The organism is Nocardioides islandensis (genome assembly GCF_015352455.1).
In the GTDB taxonomy this organism is placed as follows: domain Bacteria; phylum Actinomycetota; class Actinomycetes; order Propionibacteriales; family Nocardioidaceae; genus Nocardioides; species Nocardioides islandensis.
Window position 1 is genome coordinate 48,035 of the sequence record NZ_JADKPN010000003.1, and the last position, 24,583, is coordinate 72,617.

Sequence of the window (24,583 nt, forward strand, 5' to 3'; positions counted from 1 at the left end):
AGCGGGCCCGAGTCGCATCGATACCGTCGGGCCGCATGACGTACGACGTCGCCTTCCTCACCGACCCCGCCGCGTTCCTCGAGATCGCCGGCGACCTGCTCGCCGCGGACCCGCTCGTCTCCACCGTCATGGCCTCCGTCACCAGCCGGATGGTCGGCGAGCCGCCACCGGAGGACCGCCCGCAGTGGTGGGCCGTCGTGCGCGACGAGCACCGCGCGATCGCCGGGCTCGCGATGCGCACGGCCCGTACGCCGCCGCACCCGATGTTCGTGCTGCCGATGGCCGCCGAAGCCGCGCTCGCGCTGGCCCGCGCGGTCCACGCACGCGGTGAGCGCGTCGGCGGCCTGAACGGCTCGCTGCCGGCGGCCGAGGTGATGGCCGGGGAGCTCGCCCGCCTCCAGGGCGACACCGTCGAGGTCGCCCAGCACACGCGGCTGTTCGAGCTGGGTGAGCTGGTCGAACCCGCCGCCGTGCCCGGCCGGCTCCGCGCAGCCACGCTCGATGACTTCGACCTGGCCAAGCACTGGGTCGACCGGTTCATGCACGACGCCGACGAGCAGGCCGGCCGCGACCCCAGCCCATCAGCCGGCGCGCACGGCCGAGAGGAGATCGAGCCGCAGGACCTGAGCAGGCGGATCGAGCGCGGCACGTACTGGTTCTGGCTCGACGAGGAGGGCGAGCGGGTCCACCTCACCGGCGCCAACCCGCCGTCGTACGGCGTCGCCCGGATCGGGCCGGTCTACACGCCGCCCGAGCAGCGGCGGAAGGGGTACGCCAGCGCCGCGGTCGCCGCCGTCTCGCGGATCTTCCTCGAGCAGGGTGCCCGTGTCTGCCTGTACACCGACCAGGCGAACCCGACGTCGAACGGCGTGTACGTCGCGCTCGGGTACCGCCCGGTCGTCGACCAGGTGAACCTCAGCATCGTCAGTGCCCACCCCTAGGCTGGCGTCGTGACCGACGCCCCCAGGCTCGCCGAGACCTTCGAGGAGGCCGAGGACGCCCTGCTCTCCCGCTGGCCGGAGACCCGGATGGAGCCCTCGCTCGACCGGATCCGTGCCTTCGTGGAGCTGCTCGGTGACCCCCAGCAGGGCTACCCGGTCGTGCACCTGACGGGCACCAACGGCAAGACCTCGACGTCGCGGATGATCGACACGCTGCTGCGCACCCTCGAGCTGCGCACCGGCCGGTTCACCAGCCCGCACGTCGAGCGGATGACCGAGCGGATCAGCCTGGACGGCGAGCAGCTGACCGACGAGCAGTTCGTGCGCGCCTTCAACGACGTGGCGCCGTACATCGACCTCGTCGACCGCGACCAGCCCTACCCGCTGTCGTTCTTCGAGACGGTCGTCGGCATGGCGTACGCCGCGTTCGCCGACGCCCCCGTCGACGTGGCCGTCGTGGAAGTCGGCCTCGGCGGCACGTGGGACGCCACCAACGTCGCCGACGCCGCGGTCGCGGTCGTGCTGCCGGTCGCGGTGGACCACGCGCACCTGCTCGGCGACGACCCCGTCACCATCGCGGGGGAGAAGGCCGGGATCATCAAGCCGGGCTCGATCGCCGTCTCGGCGCAGCAGCTGCCCGACGTGGAGGAGGTGCTGCGCAACCGGGTCCACGACGTCGGCGCGAGGCTGCTGCGCGAGAACGTCGACTTCGGGGTGGTCAACCGCACTCCGGCGGTCGGCGGCCAGCTGGTGTCCCTGCAGGGGCTCCGCGCGAGGTACGACGAGCTGTTCCTGCCCTTGTACGGCGCGCACCAGGCGCAGAACGCCGCCGTCGCCCTGGCGGCCGTCGAGGCGTTCCTCGGCACCGACCCGCTCGATGCGGAGGTGGTGGCCGCGGCGTTCGCGGAGACGACCTCGCCCGGCCGGCTCGAGGTGATCCGCCGGAGCCCCACGATCGTGCTCGACGCCGCCCACAACCCGCACGGCGCCGAGGCGACCGCGGCGGCGCTGGAGGACTCCTTCCAGCTGGACCCGCTCGTCGGTGTCATCGGCGTGATGGGCGACAAGGACGCCGAGGGCCTGCTGGCGGCGTACGAACGCGTGCTGAGCCACGTCGTCTGCACCCAGAACTCCACCCCGCGGGCGATGCCGGCGGCCGAGCTCGCGGTGGTCGCGCGGGAGGTGTTCGGCGAGGACCGGGTCAGCGTCGAGCCGTTCCTGCCTGACGCCATCGACCGGGCCGTGACGATCGCGGAGTCGGACACCTCCGGCTCGTCCGTCGGCTCGGGCGCCGTGCTCGTCACCGGCTCGGTCGTCACCGTGGGCGAGGCACGGCGGCTGCTCAAGGGCTCGCGATGACCCAGCCGACGGACCAGACCCCGACGTCCCAGGAGCGCTCCCCGCGGCGCGGGATGTGCGCGGCGATCCTCAGCCTCGAGGGCGTCGCCCTCGGCCTGACCACGCCGGTGATGATCTCGGTCGCCGGCGTCGACACGGCCAAGGCGCTCTGGGTCGGTCTCGGCCTGGCGGTGGCCAGCCTGCTGCTGGCCGGGATGCTGCGAGGCGAGTGGGCCTACGCCCTCGGCTGGGCGCTCCAGGGGTCGGCCATCGCGCTCGGCTTCGTGATCCCGCTGATGTTCGTGCTCGGCGCGGTCTTCGCGCTGCTGTGGGGGACGGCGTACTTCCTGGGCCGCAAGATCGAGCGCGAGCGCGCGGAGATGGCGGCGCACCGGTGACCGACGCAGAGGTGGCGCCGCTGTCCCCGACCGCGCGCACGACGCTCGGCCGGCTGGCCGAGAAGGGCCGCACCGACCGCGCCGAGCTGCACGCGCTCCTCGACACGGCTCTCGTGGCGCACGTCGGGCTGGACGCGGGCGGCTACCCCCTGGTGCTGCCCACCGCCTTCGCGGTCGACCTCGACGGTCCGGACCGTGACGGCACGCTCTACATCCACGGCTCGACGGCCGCCCGCTGGATCAACGCGGCCCGCGGCGCCAAGGTCTGCGTGACGGTCACCGAGGTGGACGGGCTGGTGGCCGCGCGGTCCGGGTTCGAGAGCTCGATGAACTACCGCACGGCCGTGGTCCTCGGTGAGGCCCGCGTCGTCGAGGACGCCGATGAGCGTCAGCACGCCCTCGACCTGATGGTCGACCACATGGTCCCCGGCCGGGCCGCCACGATCCGGCGCCCGACCCGCAAGGAGCTGGCCGCCACCCAGGTGCTCGCCGTCCCTCTCCACGAGGCCTCGCTCAAGGTCCGCCAGGGCGGCCCCGACGACGAGGACGACGACGTCGCCGACAACCCGTGGGGCGGCCACATCCCGCTGTACCGCATCGCCGGTGCCCCCGTCGGCGACGAGGGTTCGCGTGGGCCGGTGCCGGACGACGTACGCCGTCGAGCCGAGCAGCTGGGTGCCTCGGTCGAGGCCGACTCCTAGGTCACCGGGTCTCGACCCGCCGGTCGGGCCCTCGCGAGCTCGGTCCCGCGGCTCGCTCGACCTGGCGACCACCTATCCGCGCGCTCCTGCATCGCGCACGGATAGGGTCGCACAATGGAACGTTCCCTGGTCCTGGTCAAGCCCGACGGCGTCCGCCGCGGTCTCACCGGCGAGGTCATCCGCCGGATCGAGGCCAAGGGCTACACGCTCGTGCGGCTCGAGCTGCGCGAGGCGACCCCGGAGCTGCTGGCCGAGCACTACGCCGAGCACCAGGGCAAGCCGTTCTACGAGCCGCTGGTCGAGTTCATGCTCTCCGGTCCGGTGGCCGCGATGGTCGTCGAGGGCGAGCGCTGCGTCGAGGGCTTCCGGTCGCTGGCCGGCGCGACCGACCCGACCAAGGCGGCCCCCGGCACCATCCGCGGCGACCTCGGCCGCGACTGGGGTCTCGCCGTCCAGCAGAACATCGTGCACGGCTCCGACTCGCCCGAGTCGGCCGAGCGCGAGATCGGGATCTGGTTCCCCGCCTGATCGCGGGGCCCGACCCCGGCGTGTTGCCCCTGATGCGCTGACCTGCGCACTTAGCCTCGAACCGGGTCGGCCGTCGTGTCGCCGTCTGTTCTGACCGGCCCACCTTCCCCGGTTCGACGACAGACGAGGCAGCACGCATGGCAGGCAGCTTGATCGGCCGTGACATGGCCGTGGATCTCGGCACGGCCAACACGCTGGTCTACGTGCGCGGCAAGGGCGTGCTCCTGGACGAGCCGAGCGTCGTGGCGCTCAACACGACGACCGACGAGATCCTCGCCGTCGGCCACGAGGCGAAGCGGATGATCGGCCGCACGCCCGACAACATCGAGGCCATCCGGCCGATGAAGGACGGCGTGATCGCCGACTTCGAGGCGACCGAGCAGATGCTCCGGTTCTTCATCCGCTCGGTGCACCGCCGCCGGTACTTCGCCAAGCCGCGGATGGTCATCTGCGTGCCCAGCGGCATCACCGCGGTCGAGCAGCGGGCGGTCAAGGAGGCCGGTTACCAGGCCGGCGCCCGTCAGGTCTACATCATCGAGGAGCCGATGGCGGCCGCGATCGGCGCCGGGCTCCCGATCCACCTGCCGACCGGCAACATGGTCGTCGACGTCGGCGGTGGCACCACCGAGGTCGCCGTGATCAGCCTCGGCGGCGTGGTCACCAGCCTGTCCGTCCGCACCGCGGGCGACGAGCTCGACGCCTCGATCGTGGCGTGGATGAAGAAGGAGCACGGGCTGATGCTCGGCGAGCGGACCGCCGAGGAGGTCAAGATGACCATGGGTTCGGCGTTCCCCCTGGCGGACGAGACCACCGCCGAGATCCGCGGCCGCGACCTGGTCTCCGGGCTGCCCCGCACGGTCGTCGTCTCCACCGCCGAGATCCGCCACGCGATGGAGGAGCCGCTGCACACGATCGTGGACGCGGTCCGCAGCACCCTCGACCAGACGCCGCCCGAGCTGGCCGGCGACATCATGGACCGCGGCATCGTGCTCACCGGGGGCGGTGCGCTGCTGCGCGGTCTCGACGAGAGGCTGCGTCACGAGACCGGCATGCCCGTCCACGTGGCCGACGACCCGCTGACCAGCGTGGCGATGGGCGCGGCCAGGTGCGTGGAGGAGTTCGAGGCGCTCCAGCAGGTCTTCGTCGACCAGCGCCGGAGGCGCTGATGGCGGTGTTCTCGACGGGGCCTCGCTCAGGAGAGCGCTACGGATCTCGGGGCCCCCGCCGTTCCGTCCTCGTCGCGCTCCTGCTCGCCTGCGCCACGCTCATCACCCTCGACTACCACGGGGGCACCGACTCGCCCGTCGAGCCGGCGCGCCGCGCCATGGGCGAGGTCTTCGGGCCGGTCGAGTCGGCCGCGGCGGCCGCCGTACGTCCGGTCACCGCGGTCCCCGACTGGTTCCGCAGCCGGTCGGACATGCGCCACGAGATCGCCACGCTCACCGCGGAGAACTCCGACCTCCGCCAGCAGGTCAACACCTCCGGGGTCGACCGCAACCGGCTCGCCGAGTACGACGACCTCACCAGCGCCGCGAAGACGCTCGGCCAGGCACTGGTCCCGGCCCGCGTCATCGGCATCGGAGCCTCCCAGACCTTCTCGCGCACGGTCACCATCGACGCCGGCTCGAAGGCCGGCATCGCGCCCGACCAGACGGTCGTGAACGCCGACGGGCTGGTGGGCCGCGTCCTGCGGGTGACCAGCACGACCGCCACCGTCCTGCTGGTCATCGACGCCGAGTCCGTGGTCGGTGGGCGGATCGGCGACAGCATGCAGCTCGGCTTCCTGCACGGGCGCGGCGACCTCGGCCGCAGCGGCCGCCTCGACCTCGAGCTGGTCGACGACTCGGTCGTGCCCAGCAAGGGCGAGGTCGTCGTCACGTGGGGGAGCCAGGGCGGCGCGCCGTACGTCACCGGCGTCCCCGTCGGACGGGTCACCCAGGTGTTCAGCAGTCTGCGGCAGACCTCGCAGCGCGCGGTGATCCAGCCCTTCGTGGACTTCGGAGCCCTGGACGTGGTCGGCGTCGTGGTCCCGTCGGGCACGAGGTCCGACCGGGCCGTGGTCGAGGCCGACGGGAGACTTCAGTGAGCTCCCTCAAGTGGGCCGTCACGGTCGCCCTCGTCTCCCTGGCCCTCGTGCTGCAGGTGTCGTTCTTCCCGCACCTGGCCGTGCACGGCGTCGTGCCCGATCTGTGCCTGCTCGTCGTGGTCGCCGCCGCTCTCGTGCGCGGACCGGAGCAGGCCGCCGTCCTCGGGTTCGTCGCCGGGGTCCTGCTCGACCTCGCCCCGCCGGCGGACCACGTCGCCGGCCGGTGGGCGCTCGCGCTCGTCGTCGTCGGGTACGTCGCCGGCCGGGTCCGCCCCGACGGCACCGACACCCGGCCGACCGCCACCGCGGTGATGACCACCGTCGCGGCCTCCTCGTTCGTGGGCACCTCGGTCTACGCCATCACCGGACTGCTGCTCCAGGACCCCGTGGTCTCGGTGGCCGACCTGTTGCCGGTGGTGCTGATCGCCGTGGTCTGGGACGTCCTGCTCACGCCGCTGCTGATGCCCGGGCTGATGCGGGTGCTCACGGCGCTCGAGCCGGGCCGGGCGTGACGGTGCGGCAGGAGCGAGGTCGCCTGCGGGTGCTGGTGATCCAGGCACTCGTGTTCTCGCTCTTCGCGACCCTGTTCGCGCGGCTCTACTACCTCCAGGTGGTCAGCGGCGACACGTACCACGCCCGTGCGGCCTCCCAGTCCCTGCGCGACATCGTCGAGCAGCCCGAGCGCGGCCTGATCGTCGACGACCAGGGCCGCCCGCTGGTGGCCAACCGGATGTCGTGGGTGGTCAGCGTCGACCGCAACGTCCTGTCGAAGCTGGGCGAGCACGGCTCCGAGGTCGTCGTGAAGCGGCTGGCATCCGTGCTGGACATGCGACCGGCCCGCATCCACGCGAAGCTCGTCTCCTGCGGCGACCGGGACAGCAAGGTCGGCGTCTGCTGGAACGGCTCGCCGTACCAACCCGTCCCCGTCGCCTCGGACGTCGGCAAGGCCGTCGCCCTGCGGATCCTCGAGCAGCCCGAGGACTACCCGGCCGTGCTGGCCGAGCAGCAGAGCGTGCGCAGCTACCCGTCGCCGTACGGCATCAACCTCGCGCACGTGCTCGGGTACCTCAGCCCGATCACCGCCGACGAGTACGAGCAGGCGCAGAAGAGCGACGACACCTCCGTGAACGGCGCGTCGGTCGTGGGGCGGGCCGGCGTCGAGCAGGAGTACGACAGGTGGCTGCGCGGCATGCCCGGCTACCGGACCGTGGCCGTCGACTCGATGGGCCGCGTGATCGGGGACGACAGCGAGGTCTCCGGCCAGCCGGGCGACACGCTCGTCACCTCGATCGACGCGAAGGTGCAGAGCGTCGTCGAGCGCCGGCTCCACGACACGATGATGCTGGCGCGGGCGACGCACGACCCCGTGACCGGCCGCAACTACGCCGCCGACTCCGGGGCGGTCGTGGTGCTCGAGGCGAAGACCGGTCGCGTGGTGGCGATGGCCAGCCAGCCGACGTACGACCCCTCGGTCTGGGTCGGCGGGATCACCAAGAAGCAGCTCAGCGCGCTGTACTCCACCCGGGCGGGCAACCCGCTCCTGGGCCGGGCGACGCAGGGCCAGTTCGCGCCCGGGTCGACGTGGAAGCCGATCATGGCGGTGAGCGCGCTGAACAACGGCTTCGGCCCGGACACCCGTCTGGACTGCTCGTCGGGCCTGCAGGTCGGCAACCGCTGGTTCAAGAACTACGAGTCGGTGGCCCGCGGCGACATCACGTTCGCCGAGGCCATGCAGTACTCCTGCGACACCTTCTTCTACCGCGTCGGCCTGAAGCTCTGGCAGGAGTACGGCACGGACCCGACCAACGTCGACGCGCGCGACCCCCTCGTCGAGGGGGCCAAGAAGTTCGGCTTCGGGCGCAGGACCGGCATCGACCTCCCGGGCGAGTCGAGCGGCCGGATCGCCGACCGGCACTGGAAGCTCGCGTACTGGAAGTCGATGAAGGGGTACTACTGCGCGATCGACCGCAGGAACACGTCAGGCAAGCGGGACTTCCTGCACGTCTTCGCCCACGAGTTCTGCCTGGAGGGCAGCTACTACCGGGCCGGCGACGCGGTGAACTTCTCGATCGGACAGGGCGACACCCTCGTCACGCCGCTGCAGCTCGCCCGCGCGTACGCCGCGCTGTCCAACGGCGGCACGCTCTACGAGCCGCGCGTCGGCAAGGCGATCGTCAGCCCGGACGGCAAGATCCTGAAGAGGATTGCGCCCAAGGTGCAAGCGCACGTCAAGGCCACCGCGGCGAGCATGAGGTACGTCGACCAGGCGCTGCTCGGCACCGCGAAGGTCGGCACGATGGCCTGGAAGATGATCGACTTCCCGCTCGACCAGGTGCACATCCGGTCCAAGACCGGCTCCGCGGAGGTGTACGGCAAGCAGTCGACCTCGTGGGTCGCGTCGTACGACGAGAACTACGTCGTCGTGATGATGGTGACCCAGGCCGGCACCGGCTCGGGGACCTCGGGCCCCGCGGTGCGGGCGATCTGGGAGTCGCTCTACGGCATCGACGGCATGGACGTGAACCCCTCGCGCTCGGCGATCCCGGGCACGACGCCGCCGAAGGGGCTGCCGACGTTCCACGGCGACGGCTCCATCCTGCCGCCGGCACGGAAGGAGCAGCAGTGACCACCTCACCCCTGGCCCGGCGCGCGCCGGGCATCGACTGGCTGCTGGTGCTGGCCGTCCTGGCGCTGGTCACCATCGGCTCGCTGCTGGTGTGGTCGGCCACCTCGCACCGCGAGGACCTCACGCACGGCGACCCCTCGGCGTACCTGAAGAAGCAGGTCGTCAACATCGCGATCGGGCTGGTGCTGCTGGCCGTCGTGACCGCCACCGACCACCGGTGGGTGCGGATCCTGGCGCCCGTGGTGTACGTCGCGTCGATCGCCGGGCTGGTGCTGGTGCTGACGCACGGCACCACGATCAACGGGTCGCGCTCGTGGATCGAGCTCGCCGGGATGTCGCTGCAGCCGTCGGAGTTCGCCAAGCTCGCGGTGGTCGTCGGGATGGCGCTGCTGGTCGCGGAGCGCACCGAGGGGCGGCGCCGCCCGCTCGGTCTCGGCGCGGTGGTGGGGATGCTGCTGATCGCCGGGCTGCCCGCCGCGCTGATCCTCCTGCAGCCCGACCTCGGCACGATGCTGGTGCTGTCGGCGACGATCTTCGGGGTGCTGGCCGTGGCGGGTACGCCGCGGCGCTGGCTGGCCATGCTGGTCGCGGGCGGCGTGACCGCCGCCGTCGCGATGGTGGCGCAGGGGTTCCTCAAGGCCTACCAGGTCGACCGCTTCCTGGCGTTCACCAACCCGGACCTCGACCCGCGCGGGGCCGGGTACAACACCGAGCAGGCCCGCATCGCGGTCGGCAACGGCGGCTTGTTCGGGCAGGGGCTGTTCCACGGTTCGCAGACGCAGTCCGGGTTCGTGCCCGAGCAGCACACCGACTTCGTGTTCACGGTCGCGGGCGAGGAGCTCGGCCTGGTGGGCGCGGGCATCGTCATCGCCCTGCTGGCCGTGGTCATCTGGCGCGCGCTGGCCATCGCCTCGACGACGCCCGACGTGTTCGGCCGGGTCTGCGCCGCGGGCATCGCCTGCTGGTTCGGCTTCCAGGCCTTCCAGAACATCGGCATGTGCCTGGGCATCATGCCCGTCACCGGCGTACCCCTCCCGTTCGTGTCCTACGGCGGCTCCTCCTTGTTCGCCGGCATGCTCGCCGTCGGCCTCCTCCAGAACATCGCCACCCGCTCCCACGTCCAGTCCCGCGGCTCCAAGGCGATCGCGGTGCGGATGGCGGGGGCTCGGGGCTGAACGGCGGGGAGGGATACCCGCTCGAGCGGGTATCCCGGACGTTCGGCGTCGTTGCAACGACGCCAAAGGGGCAGGAACGACGCCAGAGCTCGGCCGTCAGGGCGTGATGCTGAGGAACACGTACGCCGCCAGGATGGCCAGGTGCAGGCCGCCGTTGAGGGGCTTGGCGCGGCCGGGTACGACGGTGAGCACCCCGACGATGACCGAGACCAGCAGCAGCACGATCTGGGTCTCGCCGAGGCCGAGGGTGAGCGGGTCGTCGAGCCAGATGGTCGCGACCGCGATGGTCGGGATGGTCAGGCCGATGGAGGCCATCGCCGAGCCGTACGCGAGGTTCAGGCTGGTCTGTACCTTGCGGCGTGAGGCCGCCCGGACCGCCGAGATGGACTCGGGCAGCAGCACCAGCAGGGCGATCACCACGCCGACGAAGGCGTGGGGGAACCCGATGGCCTTCACGCCGTCCTCGATGAGCGGCGACTCCACCTTGGCCAGGCCGACCACGGAGACCAGCGCGACGACGAGGAGCCCGAGGCTCACCAGCGCGGTCCGGTTGTCCGGCGGGTCGGCGTGCCCGTCGTGGTCGTCGTCCGGCACCCCCTGGGCCTCGCCCTCGACGGGCAGGAAGAAGTCGCGGTGCTGGACCGTCTGGGTGAACACGAACATCAGGTACACCAGCAGCGAGGCGACCGCCGCGAACGCCAGCTGACCGGCGCTGAACTCCGGCCCTGGCTCGGTCGTGGTGAACCGCGGCAGCACCAGGGTCAGCGTGGCCAGGGTGATGACGGTGGCCAGCGAGGACCCGGTGCCCTCGGCGTTGAACACCGCGAGCTTGGTCCTCAGCGCGCCGACCACCAAGGAGAGCCCGACGATGCCGTTGACGCTGATCATCACGGCCGCGAACACCGTGTCCCGGGCCAGCTCGGAGGTGTCCTTCGACCCGCTGACCATCAACGTGACGATGAGCGCGACCTCGATGACCGTCACCGCCACCGCGAGCACCAGTGACCCGAACGGCTCGCCCACGCGGTGCGCCACCACCTCGGCGTGGTGCACGGCCGCCAGCACCGCCGCGGTCAGCACCACCGCGATCACGAACGCGATCACCGCGGCCGGCTCACGCCCCCAGGTCGCCGCCAGCACGACCAACGCGACGACGGGTGTCAGGGTCGTCCACTGCAGCCACCGGGCACGAACGTCTGTCCGGGCTGCCATGCGCGCAACCCTAGGGGGAATGGGGAAGGGGCTCGGCCCCGCGGACCAGCACCGCGACCGGCCGGGACAGCGAGGACGCGTCCGCACGAACGTCGCCGTCGACGACGAGCAGGTCGGCGTCGAGCCCGGCGTGGAGACGTCCGGTGACGGCGGCGACGCCGACCACCGAGGCGGCGTACGACGTGGCGCGCGCCAGCGCCTCCTCCAGCGGCACGGCGGCGGCCAGCTCCACCACGGCTCGCCAGGTGGTGTCGCCGTGGGTCTTGGGCGGGCTGATGCCGGCGTCGGTGCCCACGACGATCTCGACGCCGTGCTCACGGATGCGCCGTGCCTGGTCCGCGCGGGCGAGCACCATCGCGTCGGGCAGCAGCCCGAGCTTCTCGGTCAGCATGCGCAACGGGGCCGGCATCCGGTCGATGTCGATCAGGTCCCGGTTCCAGCCGGTGGTCTGGTCGACGACCACGCCTGTGGCAGCGAGGGCGTCCAGCAGCTCGGCCGAGGTGACCATCCCGTCGTCGGTGAGGCAGGTGAAGTGCTCCAGGCCGTCCACGCCGGCCTCCAGCGCGTGCCACGCGCCGCGCACCGAGTGCGTGTGCGCGACCACCGGCAGGCCGGCCTCGTGGCCGAGCAAGGTGATGAGCGCGATGTCGGGCGCCGAGAACTGGACGCCGAGCTGGTCCGACCCCGGCGTCAGCATCCCGCCGGACGCCATCACCTTGATGACGTCGACACCGCGCTCGACGCGCTCGGCGACGGCTGCGCGGATGGCGACCGGCCCCTCCGCCACGCCGCCGAGGTAGTGGCAGTGGCCGTTCTCCGTCGTGAACGGCGGGCCGGCCGCGACGACCCGGGGCACCCCGGGAGCGAGCGCGTCGCGGAAGCCCAGCGTCACGTACCTCGTGTCACCCAGGTCGCGGACGGTGGTCACGCCCGCCGCCGCGTGCTGCGCGAGGGTCCGCGACACCATCGCGGCGAGGTCGTGGTCGGACAGCGTCGGGGCGGCCTCGAGGCTGCCGGGCACGCCGTCGGCCACGAGGTGCACGTGCGCGTCGACCAGCCCGGGCAGCAGCGTGCCGTCGTACGTCGTGACCTCGACGCCGTCGGGGACCTGGAAGCCGTACCCCTCGACGCCGGCGATGCGGTCGCCCTCGACGAGGACCGTGGCGCCGCCCTCGAGGAAGCGCTCCCCGTCGAACGCCGTGGGGGCCCGGAGTGCCCGCATGGGGGGATTCTGCACCCTTCGGGCTCTCCGCGGCGGCGTCGAGAGCTCCCGCATCCTTCATGGCGCCCGGCTCCGGTGCTGGACTCGGTTGATGCAGTGCCCGAGCGGCCCTCCCGCCCGGATACCGTCTGGGCCATGTCCCCAGGAAGGTCCGTCGACAGCGTGGGGGTCGTCGGCGCCGGGATCGTCGGCCTCGCCGTCGCCCGTCGGATCGCACAGCAGCTCCCCGGCGTCCGGGTCACCGTCATGGACAAGGAGGCCCGCGTCGCCGTCCACCAGACCGGCCACAACAGCGGGGTCGTGCACGCAGGCCTCTACTACTCGCCAGGCTCCCTCAAGGCGATCCTCTGCCGCCGCGGGATCGCCATGCTCAAGGAGTACTGCACCGAGCGCGGGCTGCCCTACGAGGAGTGCGGGAAGCTCGTGGTGGCCGTGGACGCGAGCGAGCTACCGGCGCTCGAACGCATCGCGGAGAGGGCGACGGCCAACGGCGTCCCACACCTGCGGCGGCTCGGCCCCGAAGGGCTGCGCGAGCTAGAGCCACACGCCGTGGGCATCGCCGCGCTGCACTCACCGACGACCGCGATCACCGACTTCGTCAGCGTGGCGCGTGCGTACGCGGACGACGTGGTCGCCGCCGGCGGGCGCGTCGAGCTCTCGTTTCCAGTCGACGCCATCCGACAGCTCCCCGACCGGGTCGAGGTGCGCTCGGGCGAGCGATTGCTGACCTTCGACCGGCTCGTGGTGTGTGCCGGTCTCCAGTCCGACCGGGTGGCAGCGTTGGCGGGGGACTCCGCGGAGCCCGCGATCGTCCCGTTCCGCGGCGAGTACTACTCGCTGCGTCCCGGCCGGGAGTTCCTGGTGCGCGGGCTCATCTACCCCGTGCCGGACCCGGCGTACCCGTTCCTCGGCGTGCACTTCACCAAGCGGGTCGGCGGGTCGGTCGACGTCGGGCCCAATGCCGTGCTGGCGCTGGCCCGTGAGGGCTACACGCCGGGCACGATTCGAGTGCGCGACGTCCGCGACGCCCTGGCGTGGCCAGGCTTCCGTCGCCTGGCTCGCCGGCACTGGCGGATGGGTGCCCGGGAGGTGGCGGGCTCGCTGAGCACACGGCACTACCTGCGCTTCGCACGCAAGTACGTCCCCGAGCTGACGACCGACGACGTGGTGCGGGCCCCAGCCGGCGTGCGCGCCCAGGCGGTCGACCGCGACGGAAGCCTGGTGGACGACTTCCGCATCTCCCGTCTGGACAACGTCCTGGCGGTCAGGAACGCCCCGTCGCCAGCGGCCACCTCGTCGCTGGCGATCGCCGAGCACGTGGTGGACCGGCTGCGGGAGACCATGGCGGGCTGAGCCCGGCCTACACCCCGCGTGATTCTGCGCGACCGGGGACACCCACGTACGCTGGGGTGTTCGTCCATCACGTGAGGTCTTCCACCTTGTCCACGTCCTTGTCCAAGTCGTCCGAGAGCGTCTTCCCTCAGCTCGAAGCCCTTCTTCCGACCGTGCAGAAGCCGATCCAGTACGTCGGCGGCGAGCTCAACTCCACGGTCAAGGACTGGGCGTCGGCCGACGTGCGCTGGGCGCTGATGTACCCCGACGCCTACGAGGTCGGGCTGCCCAACCAGGGGGTGGCGATCCTCTACGAGGTGCTCAACGAGCGCGACTGGATCCTGGCCGAGCGCACGTACTCGGTGTGGCCGGACATGGAGCGCGTCATGCGCGACCGCGGCATCCCGCAGTTCACCGTCGACGGCCACCGGCCGGTCGGCGACTTCGACCTGTTCGGCGTGAGCTTCTCGACCGAGCTCGGCTACACCAACATGCTCAACGCGCTCGACCTCGCGGGTATCCCGCTGCACGCCGTCGACCGCACCGACGAGCACCCGGTCGTGATCGCGGGCGGCCACGCGGCGTTCAACCCGGAGCCGATCGCCGACTTCGTCGACGCCGCCGTCCTCGGCGACGGCGAGGAGATCGTGCTGGCGATCTCCGAGGTCACCCGCGAGTGGAAGGCCGAGGGCCGCCCGGGCGGCCGGGTCGAGCTGCTGCGCCGGCTGGCCGCGAGCGAGAACGTCTACGTCCCGCGCTTCTACGACGTCACGTACGCCGCGGACGGATCGATCGAGGCGGTCGTGCCCAACAAGCCGGGCATCCCGTTCCGCGTCCGCAAGCACACGCTGATGGACCTCGACCAGTGGCCGTACCCCGCCAAGCCGCTGGTGCCGCTGGCCGAGACCGTGCACGAGCGCTTCTCCGTCGAGATCTTCCGCGGCTGCACCCGCGGCTGCCGCTTCTGCCAGGCCGGCATGATCACCCGTCCGGTGCGCGAGCGCTCCATCGAGACGATCGGCGCCATGGTCGAGAACGGCATCCGCAAGTCCGGCTTCGAGGAGGTCGGCCTGCTGTCGCTCTCCAGCGCGGACCACAGCGAGATCGCCGAGGTCGCCAAGGACCTCGCCGACCGGTACGAGGGCCAGAACGTCTCGCTGTCGCTGCCGTCGACGCGGGTGGACGCCTTCAACATCACGCTGGCCAACGAGTTCTCCCGCAACGGCCGGCGTTCCGGACTCACCTTCGCCCCCGAGGGCGGCAGCGAGCGGATGCGGAAGGTCATCAACAAGGCGGTCTCGGAGGAGGACCTGATCCGCACCGTCGCCACGGCCTACGGCAACGGCTGGCGCCAGGTGAAGCTCTACTTCATGTGCGGCCTCCCGACCGAGACCGACGAGGACGTGCTGGAGATCGCCGACCTCGCGACCAAGGTGATCGCCAAGGGCCGCGAGGTGACCGGCCGCAACGACATCCGCTGCACGGTGTCGATCGGCGGGTTCGTGCCCAAGCCGCACACGCCGTTCCAGTGGGCCTCCCAGCTCGACCACGAGACCACCGACGAGCGGCTGCGCCTGCTGCGCGAGAAGGTGCGCGCCGACAAGAAGTACGGCCGGGCCATCGGCTTCCGCTACCACGACGGCAAGCCGGGCGTCATCGAGGGACTGCTGTCCCGCGGCGACCGCCGCGTCGGCCGCGTCATCGAGGAGGTGTGGCGCGACGGCGGCAGGTTCGACGGCTGGAGCGAGCACTTCTCCTACGACCGCTGGGTCGGGGCGTGCGAGAAGGGGCTGGCCGGCACCGGCGTCGACCTGGACTGGTACACGGTCCGCGAGCGCGACTACGACGAGGTCCTCCCGTGGGACCACCTCGACTCCGGTCTCGACAAGGACTGGCTCTGGGCCGACTGGGAGGACGCCCTCGACCCGTCCTCCGCGGAGGTCGAGGACTGCCGGTGGACGCCCTGCTACGACTGCGGCGTCTGCCCGGAGATGAACACCGACATCCAGATCGGCCCCACCGGCAAGCGCCTGCTGCCCCTCGCGGTCCTATGACCGAGTACCAGCCGCTCCACCTCGACTGGCCGGGCCTGGCGAACGCCCGCGACCTGGGTGGGCTGCCGGTCGAGGGCGGGACCGTCCGCGAGGGCGCCCTGATCCGGACCGAGTCGCTGACCCGGCTGGAGGACCCGGACGTGCTGCGGGAGGCGGGCGTCTCGCTGATCGTCGACCTGCGCCGGCCGGGGGAGTCCGTGGAGCCGCACCCGTTCGCCGACGAGGACCTCTACGTGAACCTCCCGGTCGAGGACCCCGCGGACGCGAAGGGGATCACCTCGACGATGGGTGCGCTGTACCTGGACATGCTCGACGCCCGGCCCGAGCTGTTCGCGCAGGCGCTGGGCTCGATGGCCGACGCCGAGCGCGGAGCCGTGCTCGTGCACTGTGCGGCCGGCAAGGACCGCACCGGGCTGGTGGTCGCGCTGGCGCTGAGCGTGGCGGGTGCCGAGCCCGACGTGGTGGCGGCCGACTACGCCGTCACCGGCGAGAGGCTGTCGCCGTACGTCGAGGGGTACCTCGCGACCATCGAGGACGAGAAGCAGCGTGAGTTCTGGCGCGGGCACCAGGCGACGCCGGTGGAGTTCATGCTCAGGGTGCTCGAGCACCTCGACGAGAAGTACGGCGGGGTCGAGGCCTACCTCCGCAGCGGCGGCATGACCGACGACCAGCTCAGCGCGCTGCGGGAGCGGCTGGTCGCCCGTCCCTCGGTCTGAGCTGGTCCTCGACGGCCGCCGGCCGGGCGACGTACGCCGCCAGGAACGGCAGCGGGACCACCGTGGCGAGGAGCAGCAGGAGCGGCCAGGTCCAGCCGTTGGTGGCGTCGTGGACGGCGCCGAAGGTGAACGGGCCGAGTGCGGCGATGAGGTACCCGACCGACTGCGACACGCTGGACAGCGCGGCGGTGCCCTGCGGTGTCCGCGCGCGCAGCCCGATGAGCGTGAGCACGAGCGGGAACGTCGTGGTGCCGGCACCGATCACGACGGCCCACACGACCGCCAGCGACCGCGGCGCGACCAGCATCCCGACGTACCCCACGAGGTAGCAGCCGAGGATCGCGAACAGCATCGGACGCGGGTCGGCCACGCGGACCAGCCGGGTGGGCGCCCACAGGGACAGCGGGATCGCGGTCGCCGCGACCAGCCCGACGAGCAGGCCGGCGTGGGTGGCGGAGATGCCCTCGTCGCGCCACAGCGTCGCGAACCAGCCGAAGATGACGTACGCCTGGATCGACTGGAACCCGAAGAACAGCGCCATCGCCAGTCCGAGTCGGGTGCGCAGCACGTCGGCGTACCCGACCGTGCGCTGCGGCCGCTCGAGGTGCCGGTCGCGGGAGACCAAGCCGAGCCAGGGGAAGGCCGCGACCAGGGCGAGCACCGCCCACGCGCCGAGGCCGTTGCGCCAGTCCCCGAACGCGTCCGAGATCGGCACCGTCAGCCACAGGGCGGCCGTCAGACCGATCGACAGGGCGGTGGTGTAGATCGCGGTCACCGCGCCCACACGGTCGGGGAAGTGCAGCTTGACCAGGCTCGGCAGCACGACGTTCGCCACCGCCATGCCGGCCAGGGCGAGCATCGAGAGGACCAGGAACGACGCCTGGTCGCTCACCAGCACGCGGGTGCCCAGACCGACCACCACGCAGCCGAGCGCGACGAGCGTGATCCGGTGCAGCCCGACCCGGCTCGCGAGGGCCGGCGCCAGGGCCCCGAAGAAGGCGAAGGCCAGCACCGGCAGCGATGTCAGCAGACCGGCGGTCGTGCCGCTCATCCCGAGGCCGTCGCGCACCTCGTCGAGCACCGGCCCGACGCTGACCGCCGCCGGCCGCAGGTTGACGGCCAGCACGACCAGCGCGACGAGCACCAGCACGGTACGGCGGGAGGGGCGGGCCACCCCTCATGCTCTCAGCCCCGGTCCCAGCGCCGGCCCCAGCCCGCCCCGGCCTCGCTCAACGGCAGACGCGGGGGGCCCGGAGCAGGAAGCGCCCCACCACGCCCCGGTGGTCGGAGACCGCGGACTCCCAGGTGGCCATCACCGTCGGGGTCCACTGGCTGGTGGCCAGCAGGTAGTCGATGCGCGAGCGCGGCGCGAGGTTCGGCACGGTGAGTCCGCTGCCCTCGCCGACCAGCGGCCACGGGTCGACCAGGTCGGTGTGCCCGGGGTCGAGCGCCAGCTGGAGCGTGGGGGAGCCGGGCGAGGCGTTGAAGTCTCCTCCGAAGATCGCCGGGAGCGCGTCGAGGCCGACGATGTCGCGGGCCAGCCGCATCTGCTCCTGCCGCAGCACGGGCGTGGTGTGGTCGAGGTGCGCGTTGTAGATGCTGACCTCCCGGCCGCCGAGCCGCAGCACCAGGTGCTGGAGGCCGCGCTGCTGACGGCCGGGCAGGTTCGGCAGCAGGGTGTGCGTCCAGTTGTCGACCTTGAGACGCGTGAGCACGGCGGTGCCGTACTCGCTCGTCGGGTCGCCGGTGCGCAGGCCGTCGCGCTCGACGTTCGTGGCGAACACCCGTCGCATCTGCAGCAGCTGGGCGAGGTACTCCGACTCGTCGGTGAAGTGGCTGCGCAGCCGGTTCTTGTCGACCTCCTGGAGCAGGACGACGTCGGGCTCGACGGCCGCGATCTCACCCGCGATCCGGTCCAGGTTGTACCCGGCGTGGCCGATCGCGCTGTGGATGTTGAAGGTGACGATCGTCATCGGCACGTCCCGACCGTGCCGCGGGCAGGGCGTCAGGGTCGTGCCCGGCTGGATCGTCTGGGTCGAGGTCGGCGACGGGCTGGGGGCGCGCGACGTCGGGGCGGGCGACGAGCTGGCCGAGGTGTCCGATGTGGCCGATGGCCGGGGCAGCAGCACCGGTGCGCGCTCGTCCCGGCCCGACACCCACCACGCGGCCAGGGCGATCAGCGCGGCGACCGCGAGCAGGGCGACCACAGCGTGCGTACGCCGGCTCATCTGCCCCCTCGTTCGCGGACGGGTCTGCTGGGGCCATTGTGCCTACCCTCGGGTCATGTCCCGGTACGGCGTGGCCCTCGCCGCCGGCGTCCTGGTCGTGAGCGGGTGCACGGAGACCGACAGCAAGCCGGCCGGTCCGCGCCCGACGGTGAGCTCGTCCGGTGCTCCCTCGTCGGCGCCCGCGACCCCGTCGCCGAGCCTGCACGGCGAGGAACGGGAGATCCCGCCGTTCGACGGCCGGCGCGCCATGGCCGACGTCCGCCACCTCGCCGGCGACATCGGGCCGCGGCTGGCCACCGGCCCGGCGTTCCGGGAGGCCGCCGGCTGGGTGAGCGACCGCTTCGCGCACCTCGGGTACGACGTCGCCCGCCAGACCTACCCCGTCCCGGCGGGCAACTCGTGGGGCGTCGACGTCGAGGCCGGCCGGTCCGCGAACGTCGTCGCCACGCCGCGAGGCTTCGACGCCGCGCGGCCGTACGTCGTCGTCGGCGCGCACCTCGACACGATCGCGGTCGCACCGGGAGCCGAGGACAACGCCTCGGGGATCGCCGTGCTCCTCGAGACGGCCCGTCGCGTCCGGGCCGACGGGATGACGCAGGTCGTCCTCGTCGCGTTCGGCGGGGAGGAGCCCCGCGGCGACGGTGACGACGACCACCACGTCGGCTCGCGGCACTACGTCGCGACGATGAGCCCGGTCGAGCGGCGACACCTGCGAGCCATGGTCTCCCTCGACCGCGTGGGCGTCGGCCCACCGCTGACCGTCGGGTGGGTCGAGGGCACCACGCCGCGGGTCCGCGACGCCCTGCTCCGGCTCGCCGGGCGTGCGGGCATCCGCACGGCGGTCGAGGAGAACACCGGGAGCGACCATGAGTCGTTCGCGGACGCCGGGCTGCCGGCCGCGAGACTCGGCGGCACCGGGTACGCCGCGTACCACTCCGCGCAGGACGTGCCGGCCGTCGTCGACCGCGCGCAGCTGCGCCGGGTCGGCGAGGTGCTGTGGGCCTGGCTCAGCGGCCGAGCCCGCTGAACCTCCAGAAGTTCGCGAACAGCCGGTCGGCCGCGGCGTACGGCACCACCCGCGGCGCGTGGTCCGGTCCGAGCCGGTACGGCACGAACGTCACGCCCTTCAGCTCCTCGCCCCAGTACGTCGCCTCGAGCGCCAGGCCCTCGTTCGTCTCCGGTGTCGTCATGTCGAAGGTGAAGTTGCCCAGCGAGTTGACCAGCAGGGCGCTCCGCCCCGAGCCGGCGACCATCGACGCCCCCTGCACCCAGTGCGGGTGGCCGCCGACCACGAGGTCCGCGCCCGCCCCGACCAGGGCGCGGGCGACCCGTGCCTGGACGGCCCACGGACGCTCGGTGTACTGCTCGCCCCAGTGCGGCATCACCACCACCACGTCGACGCGGTCGGCGAGAGCGCGCACGTCGTCGAGCATCCGTCCGAGCTCGGCGCGGTTCAGCGGCCCGGTCCGTGGCGGCATGCTCACCCGCGTCGCGCCCGGCTGACCGGGTCCGGCCGCGGGCGTCTCGCCGATGGCGTTGAAGCCGAGGAAGCCGAAGCGGACGCCGTGCCGCTCGACCACGGCCGCGCGCCGCGCCGCCGCCAGGTCGGGTCCTGCGCCGAACGATCGGAGCCCGGCCTCGCGGAGGAGGTCGACGGTCCGCACCAGCGCCCGGTCGCCGTAGTCACCGGCGTGGTTGTTGGCCAGGCTCAGCGCGTCGAACCCGGCGTCCCGCAAGCCCGACCGCACCCTCGGGTCGGCGTGGAACGAGTCCCCGCCCTGCAGCGGCGGGCCGTCGTCGGACAGCGTGCCCTCGAGGTTGCCGACCGTGATGTCGGCGGACCGCAGGCGGCGCTGCATCGGGCGTAGCGGGTACGACGGGTCGCCGCGGTCCGCCGCCACCTCGCCGACGCGGCGGCCGAGCATCACGTCGCCGACCACGGTCAGCGTGGTGACCCGTGCCGGCTCCGGTCCGACGACCCGCAGGACGTAGTCGTCCGGGTCACGCAGCGGGTCCACCCCGTCCACCGACAGCACGCGGACCTCGGGACCCACCGCCGAGGCGGGCACCACCGCGACGGTGTCGCGCTCCAGGCCCGCTGGCTCCGGTACCTGCCGGGTCACCGTGAGCCGGCCACCCGGCAGCCCGAGCTGGCTCCAGCGGGTGACGCCGCCGTCCAGGAGCAGCCCCGCCTGGCGCCGGGTCAGGTCCGCGGGCGGGCGGCGGACGTTGACCGCGATGACCAACGGCTCGGTCGTGCTGGGCGAGGGTGGGTCGCTCGCCTCGCTCGTCGGGGCCGAGGGCGGCGATGAGGGGGGCGACGAGCGAGTCGATGCCGGCTCGCCGTCCTCCTGCGTCGAGCACGCCGCGAGGAGGGCGACGCACAGGAGCAGGCCCGCCCTCATCCCGTCACGGTAACCGGCTGCCCGTGGAGGCTGTCCGTGGAGGCTGTCCGTGGAGGCTGTCTGTGGCGTCCGGCAGGATCGAACCATGGCACCAGTGCGCCACGTGACCGACGAGGAGCGGCGGGCCCGCATCGCGCGCCGGCACGGGATCGCGCCGGGGGAGAGATACGCGGACCCGGTCGCGGCCACCGAGGCGATGACGGTCCTCCATGCGACCGAGCCGGCGTCGGTGTACCTCTCGCTGCTCGCTCGCGTGGACGGCCTGACCGTCGAGGACGTCGACCGGGCGATGTACGACGACCGCACGCTGGTCAAGCAGCTCGCCATGCGGCGTACGGTCTTCGTCTTCCCGCGCGACCTGCTGCCCGCCGCCTGGGGCAGCGCCTCGGCACGGGTGGCCGCACAGCTGCGGCCGCGCCTGGCGAAGGAGGTCGAGCAGCACGGCATCGCCGACGACGGCGCCGCGTGGGTCGACCGGGCGTGCGCCGCGGTGCTCGCCCTGCTCGCCGACGGCAGCGAACGCGGGGCCAAGGAGATCCGCGAGGCCCTGCCCGAGCTCGACGGCCGGCTCCAGCTCGCGACCGGCAAGAAGTACGCCGCCAACGTCTCGGTCGCCCCGCGGATCCTGACCCAGCTCGGCGTCGAGGGGCTGATCGCCCGCGGCCGCAACGGTGGTCACTGGCGGATCTCCCGGCCGCAGTGGACGTCGATGCAGGCGTGGCTGGCGCCGGACGGGCAGGGCGTCGAGGAGCCCTGGAAGGCCGACGAGGGCTGGGCCGAGCTGGTCCGCCGGTGGCTCCGGACGTTCGGGCCGGGCACGGCCGCCGACATCCAGTGGTGGCTCGGGGGCACGGCCGGCATCGTCAAGCAGGCCCTCGCGACGCTCGGGGCGGAGCAGGTGTCGCTCGATGGCGGTGGCACGGGCTGGGTGCTGCCCGACGACCTCGACGAGGTGACCTACGAGGGGCCCTGGGCGGCACTCGTGCCGGTGCTGGACCCGACGGTGATGGGCTGGAAGGAGCGCGCCTTCTACCTCGGTCCGCACGCACCTCATCTCTTCGACAGCAACGGCAACGCCGGCACCACGGCCTGGTGGGCCGGCCGGATCGTGGGCTGCTGGGTGCAGGACGACGCCGGCGTGGTCGCGGTGAGGTACGTCGACCGCGTCCCGAAGGCGGCCGAGAAGGCCCTCCGCGTGGAGGCCGAGCGGCTCACCGCCTGGCTCGACGGCGTCCGGGTCTCGACCGTCTACCCCTCGGCGGCGATGAGGGCCTGACCCGGCGCGGGGTCCTCGCGCACGGCGACCCAGCAGAAGCCCGCCAACCCGACCGCGGCGAGCACCCCGGCGAGCACCGAGTAGGAGCTCCCGGGCGGGGGACTCAGCGCGGGGACGTAGAGCAGCAGCACGACCAGCGCGTTGACGGCCGTCAGCCCGATCGCGAAGCCTGGGGAGGCGGCGTACGCCCCGACGACGAGGGCGGCGATCGCGAGCAGCGGCAGGGCCAGGCTGCCCTGGTGGATGAGCGTGGCGGACTCCGGCGTCCCGAACATCAGCAGGGCCCAGACGGCGGCGATCGCCAGGCACAGGCCCAGCGAGACCGTGGCGAAGCGCCACTCGTGCTCGCCCACCTTCCGCCGGACGCGGCCGACCAGCATCGCCACGGCGCCGAGCAGCAGCAGACCCAGGTTCGGCAGCAGCCAGAAGAACCGCGGGAGCCGCAGGGTCCCGATCGCGTCGCGCCACTTCCCGTCGCCGACCAGGTCGACGGCGGTGCGGACCGCGGCGTCGGCCTCCCGCTCGTGCACCAGGCCGGTGAGGTTGCCCTTCTTGTAGGCGAGCGTCGCGTCCCAGCCCGCGGCCTGGTAGCTGTCGACGACCGTCTCCACCGCCCCGCGGTCGTCGATCGCCAGCGATCCGCCGATCTGCCACTTGATGAGCCGGTCGCCGGGCGGGTCGACCCACGTCTGGTACGCCGTCCAGGGGGCGAGGAGGGCGACCGCGGCCACGACCGCCGCCAGCAGCGGCCGCCACGCCGGCAGCCCGCGCACCGCGGCGAACACCACCAGCGGGACCAGCGCGAAGGCGCTCGCGCCGTGCGCGAGCATCGACAGGGCGCAGAGCGCGGCGAACAGCGCGAGGCCCGGGCTGCTGCGACGCCAGCGCGGCCAGTCCTCGGAGAGCACCATCGCCAGGGCCGCCAGCACGCAGGCGGCGGCGATCAGCTTGGGCCAGACGAAGAAGCCGTGCACGATCGCGATGTCGCTCACCATCAGCGCGACCATGGCCAGCCCCCGGCCGAGCGGGCGCACGCGGGCCGCGACGAGCACGGCCCACGTCGCGACGATCCACAGCTGCTGCACGACCACGCTCAGCACCTGGTAGTGCAGCCCCGTCAGGTCCCAGCCGAACGGTCGCTGTGCGAGGACATAGCCCATCTGCAGGGGCGGCCGGTCGCTGGAGAGCCAGTCGCCGTACGGCGGCGGGGGCATCGGGCGGTGGCCGTGGTCGTAGAACCAGGCGGCGAAGTACCCCGGGATCTCGTTGTCGCCCGGCAGCTGGTGCGAGAAGCGGAGGGACGCCGTCGCCAGCGGCAGGTCGGTGCCGCCGTGGAGGAAGCCCAGGAAGACGATGAACGTCGAGCCGAGGGCCCACAGCGCCAGCGGCACGGCGAGCCGGGCCAGCAGGGGTCGTTCGAGCCGGTGCGGACGGCAGACCGCGAGGGCCAGCAGCGACCCGAGCACCAGCGCCACGGCGGTGGCCTTGCCCAGACGCGGGTCCACCCAGAAGGCCCAGAACGCCAGCATCGCGGACGTCCCCGAGGCGGCGAGCCCCAGGGCCAGCAGCACGGGCACGTCGCGCACGCCGCGTCGTACGGCGACCACCATGGCCGCCGCGAGCGGCAGGCCGGTCAGGGCCACGTGGACGACCAGGCGCCAGAGCAGGTCGACGTCCGGCCCCAACGCTGCTCCACCTCCGCGGATTGCGGTCCGGCACGGTCTGTCCCCTGGTCGACGCGAATGTACACGCCGGGGTCGGTGAGGGGTGCTGCGATATGGTCCCGGGCGTGCCATCAGTGGAGCCGGCCGACGAGCGCGACGAGGCGATCTCCCGGCTCACCGAGGAGCTGACGCGCGTGCGTGCGGAGCTCGCCGCGGCCCGTCGCGAGGACGAGGGGGCCCAGGCCCGGCTGGCGAAGCTGAGGGCCCGGCGCAACCGCGCCGAGCGCACCGCCGAGGTGCTGTCCCAGGCACTGGCCGCCCGTCTGCGACTGGACATCGCGCGCAAGACCGCGGACCGGCGGTTGCTCAGCCGTCTCCAGCAGGACCTGCCCACGCCCGACGAGGCCGAGCAGCTGGAGCTGCTGCGGACCACGCCGCTGTTCGACGCCGCGTGGTACCTGCGGTCCTACCAGGACGTCGTCCGGTCCGGTGACGAGCCCGGACTGCACTTCCTGCGCAACGCCGTCTCGCCGTTCCGCAGCCCGAGTCCCGACTTCGACACCGCGCAGTACGTCGAGGACCACCCGGAGGTCCTCGACCTCGGCGTCAACCCGCTCGTGCACTTCCTGATGACCCCCGAGGGCCGCACCGCCGAGCGCTACCCGCCGGAGGGCTGAGCCG

The 24,583-nt window shown here is 72.7% G+C and carries 22 protein-coding genes; 16 read left to right on the forward strand and 6 right to left on the reverse strand.

What is annotated here, in order from left to right; all coding sequences use genetic code 11:
* Positions 1 to 35: 35 nt before the first annotated feature.
* The 10 genes from ISU07_RS07660 to rodA all read left to right on the forward strand — a co-directional run bounded on the left by ISU07_RS07660 (position 36) and on the right by rodA (position 9,793).
* Positions 36 to 941: a GNAT family N-acetyltransferase gene (locus tag ISU07_RS07660; RefSeq protein ID WP_194706196.1), complete on the forward strand. Its 906-nt coding sequence runs from the start codon at positions 36 to 38 to the stop codon at positions 939 to 941.
* 9 nt (positions 942 to 950) lie between these two features.
* Positions 951 to 2,300 carry a bifunctional folylpolyglutamate synthase/dihydrofolate synthase gene (locus ISU07_RS07665; protein WP_407671384.1) on the forward strand — a complete coding sequence of 450 codons (1,350 nt, stop codon included), beginning with the start codon at positions 951 to 953 and terminating at the stop codon, positions 2,298 to 2,300.
* Positions 2,297 to 2,677, forward strand: coding sequence for a DUF4233 domain-containing protein (locus tag ISU07_RS07670; RefSeq protein WP_228521500.1), 381 nt, complete (start codon positions 2,297 to 2,299; stop codon positions 2,675 to 2,677). The genes ISU07_RS07665 and ISU07_RS07670 overlap by 4 nt, the downstream gene beginning before the upstream one ends.
* The gene (locus ISU07_RS07675) at positions 2,674 to 3,378 is read left to right on the forward strand and encodes a pyridoxamine 5'-phosphate oxidase family protein (RefSeq protein WP_323742484.1); all 705 of its coding nucleotides are present in this window, start codon (positions 2,674 to 2,676) and stop codon (positions 3,376 to 3,378) included. The genes ISU07_RS07670 and ISU07_RS07675 overlap by 4 nt, the downstream gene beginning before the upstream one ends.
* A 114-nt stretch (positions 3,379 to 3,492) precedes the next feature.
* Positions 3,493 to 3,906 (forward strand): nucleoside-diphosphate kinase, encoded by a 414-nt coding sequence (ndk, locus tag ISU07_RS07680; protein WP_194706197.1) that lies wholly within the window; start codon positions 3,493 to 3,495, stop codon positions 3,904 to 3,906.
* A gap of 137 nt (positions 3,907 to 4,043) precedes the next feature.
* Positions 4,044 to 5,072 carry a rod shape-determining protein gene (locus ISU07_RS07685; RefSeq protein ID WP_194706198.1) on the forward strand — a complete coding sequence of 343 codons (1,029 nt, stop codon included), beginning with the start codon at positions 4,044 to 4,046 and terminating at the stop codon, positions 5,070 to 5,072.
* Positions 5,072 to 5,992, forward strand: coding sequence for a rod shape-determining protein MreC (gene mreC, locus ISU07_RS07690; RefSeq protein ID WP_194706199.1), 921 nt, complete (start codon positions 5,072 to 5,074; stop codon positions 5,990 to 5,992). The genes ISU07_RS07685 and mreC overlap by 1 nt, the downstream gene beginning before the upstream one ends.
* Positions 5,989 to 6,504 (forward strand): rod shape-determining protein MreD, encoded by a 516-nt coding sequence (gene mreD, locus ISU07_RS07695; protein ID WP_194706200.1) that lies wholly within the window; start codon positions 5,989 to 5,991, stop codon positions 6,502 to 6,504. The genes mreC and mreD overlap by 4 nt, the downstream gene beginning before the upstream one ends.
* Positions 6,501 to 8,618: a penicillin-binding protein 2 gene (gene mrdA, locus ISU07_RS07700; RefSeq protein WP_323742485.1), complete on the forward strand. Its 2,118-nt coding sequence runs from the start codon at positions 6,501 to 6,503 to the stop codon at positions 8,616 to 8,618. The genes mreD and mrdA overlap by 4 nt, the downstream gene beginning before the upstream one ends.
* Positions 8,615 to 9,793, forward strand: coding sequence for a rod shape-determining protein RodA (rodA, locus tag ISU07_RS07705; protein WP_194706201.1), 1,179 nt, complete (start codon positions 8,615 to 8,617; stop codon positions 9,791 to 9,793). The genes mrdA and rodA overlap by 4 nt, the downstream gene beginning before the upstream one ends.
* A gap of 96 nt (positions 9,794 to 9,889) precedes the next feature.
* Here the strand turns inward: rodA and ISU07_RS07710 are convergent, their stop codons facing one another.
* Together ISU07_RS07710 and ISU07_RS07715 are read right to left on the reverse strand one after the other, a co-directional pair.
* A complete protein-coding gene (locus ISU07_RS07710; protein ID WP_194706202.1) occupies positions 9,890 to 11,005 on the reverse strand; it encodes a calcium:proton antiporter in 1,116 nt (371 codons plus the stop codon).
* Positions 11,006 to 11,015: 10 nt separating this feature from the next.
* Entirely contained in the window at positions 11,016 to 12,227 is a 1,212-nt protein-coding gene (locus ISU07_RS07715; RefSeq protein ID WP_194706203.1) for an amidohydrolase family protein, read from the reverse strand.
* Positions 12,228 to 12,362: 135 nt separating this feature from the next.
* Between ISU07_RS07715 and lhgO the strand changes: the two genes are divergently transcribed.
* From lhgO to ISU07_RS07730, 3 genes are all read left to right on the forward strand, one after another.
* Positions 12,363 to 13,580 carry an L-2-hydroxyglutarate oxidase gene (gene lhgO / locus ISU07_RS07720; protein WP_194706204.1) on the forward strand — a complete coding sequence of 406 codons (1,218 nt, stop codon included), beginning with the start codon at positions 12,363 to 12,365 and terminating at the stop codon, positions 13,578 to 13,580.
* Between the two features lie 98 nt (positions 13,581 to 13,678).
* Positions 13,679 to 15,613: a TIGR03960 family B12-binding radical SAM protein gene (locus tag ISU07_RS07725; RefSeq protein WP_407671385.1), complete on the forward strand. Its 1,935-nt coding sequence runs from the start codon at positions 13,679 to 13,681 to the stop codon at positions 15,611 to 15,613.
* A complete protein-coding gene (locus ISU07_RS07730; RefSeq protein ID WP_194706206.1) occupies positions 15,610 to 16,329 on the forward strand; it encodes a tyrosine-protein phosphatase in 720 nt (239 codons plus the stop codon). Before ISU07_RS07725 ends, ISU07_RS07730 begins: the two co-directional genes overlap by 4 nt.
* Here the strand turns inward: ISU07_RS07730 and ISU07_RS07735 are convergent.
* Both ISU07_RS07735 and ISU07_RS07740 read right to left on the reverse strand, forming a co-directional pair.
* A complete protein-coding gene (locus tag ISU07_RS07735) occupies positions 16,286 to 17,503 on the reverse strand; it encodes an MFS transporter (RefSeq protein WP_323742486.1) in 1,218 nt (405 codons plus the stop codon). The two genes, ISU07_RS07730 and ISU07_RS07735, sit on opposite strands and share 44 nt — an antisense overlap.
* Before the next feature lie 55 nt (positions 17,504 to 17,558).
* Entirely contained in the window at positions 17,559 to 18,557 is a 999-nt protein-coding gene (locus ISU07_RS07740) for an endonuclease/exonuclease/phosphatase family protein (RefSeq protein WP_194706207.1), read from the reverse strand.
* A 55-nt stretch (positions 18,558 to 18,612) separates the two neighbouring features.
* Between ISU07_RS07740 and ISU07_RS07745 the strand changes: the two genes are divergently transcribed.
* The gene (locus ISU07_RS07745; RefSeq protein WP_194706208.1) at positions 18,613 to 19,584 is read left to right on the forward strand and encodes a M28 family metallopeptidase; all 972 of its coding nucleotides are present in this window, start codon (positions 18,613 to 18,615) and stop codon (positions 19,582 to 19,584) included.
* Here the strand turns inward: ISU07_RS07745 and ISU07_RS07750 are convergent.
* A complete protein-coding gene (locus tag ISU07_RS07750) occupies positions 19,565 to 20,962 on the reverse strand; it encodes a CapA family protein (protein WP_194706209.1) in 1,398 nt (465 codons plus the stop codon). The genes ISU07_RS07745 and ISU07_RS07750 overlap by 20 nt on opposite strands.
* Before the next feature lie 85 nt (positions 20,963 to 21,047).
* Here ISU07_RS07750 and ISU07_RS07755 point away from each other — a divergent pair, with 85 nt between their 5' ends.
* A complete protein-coding gene (locus ISU07_RS07755; RefSeq protein WP_228521501.1) occupies positions 21,048 to 22,238 on the forward strand; it encodes a winged helix DNA-binding domain-containing protein in 1,191 nt (396 codons plus the stop codon).
* Here the strand turns inward: ISU07_RS07755 and ISU07_RS07760 are convergent.
* A complete protein-coding gene (locus tag ISU07_RS07760; protein WP_194706210.1) occupies positions 22,211 to 23,923 on the reverse strand; it encodes a hypothetical protein in 1,713 nt (570 codons plus the stop codon). The genes ISU07_RS07755 and ISU07_RS07760 overlap by 28 nt on opposite strands.
* A gap of 104 nt (positions 23,924 to 24,027) precedes the next feature.
* Between ISU07_RS07760 and ISU07_RS23890 the strand changes: the two genes are divergently transcribed.
* A complete protein-coding gene (locus ISU07_RS23890) occupies positions 24,028 to 24,579 on the forward strand; it encodes a hypothetical protein (protein ID WP_228521502.1) in 552 nt (183 codons plus the stop codon).
* Positions 24,580 to 24,583 lie beyond the last annotated feature (4 nt).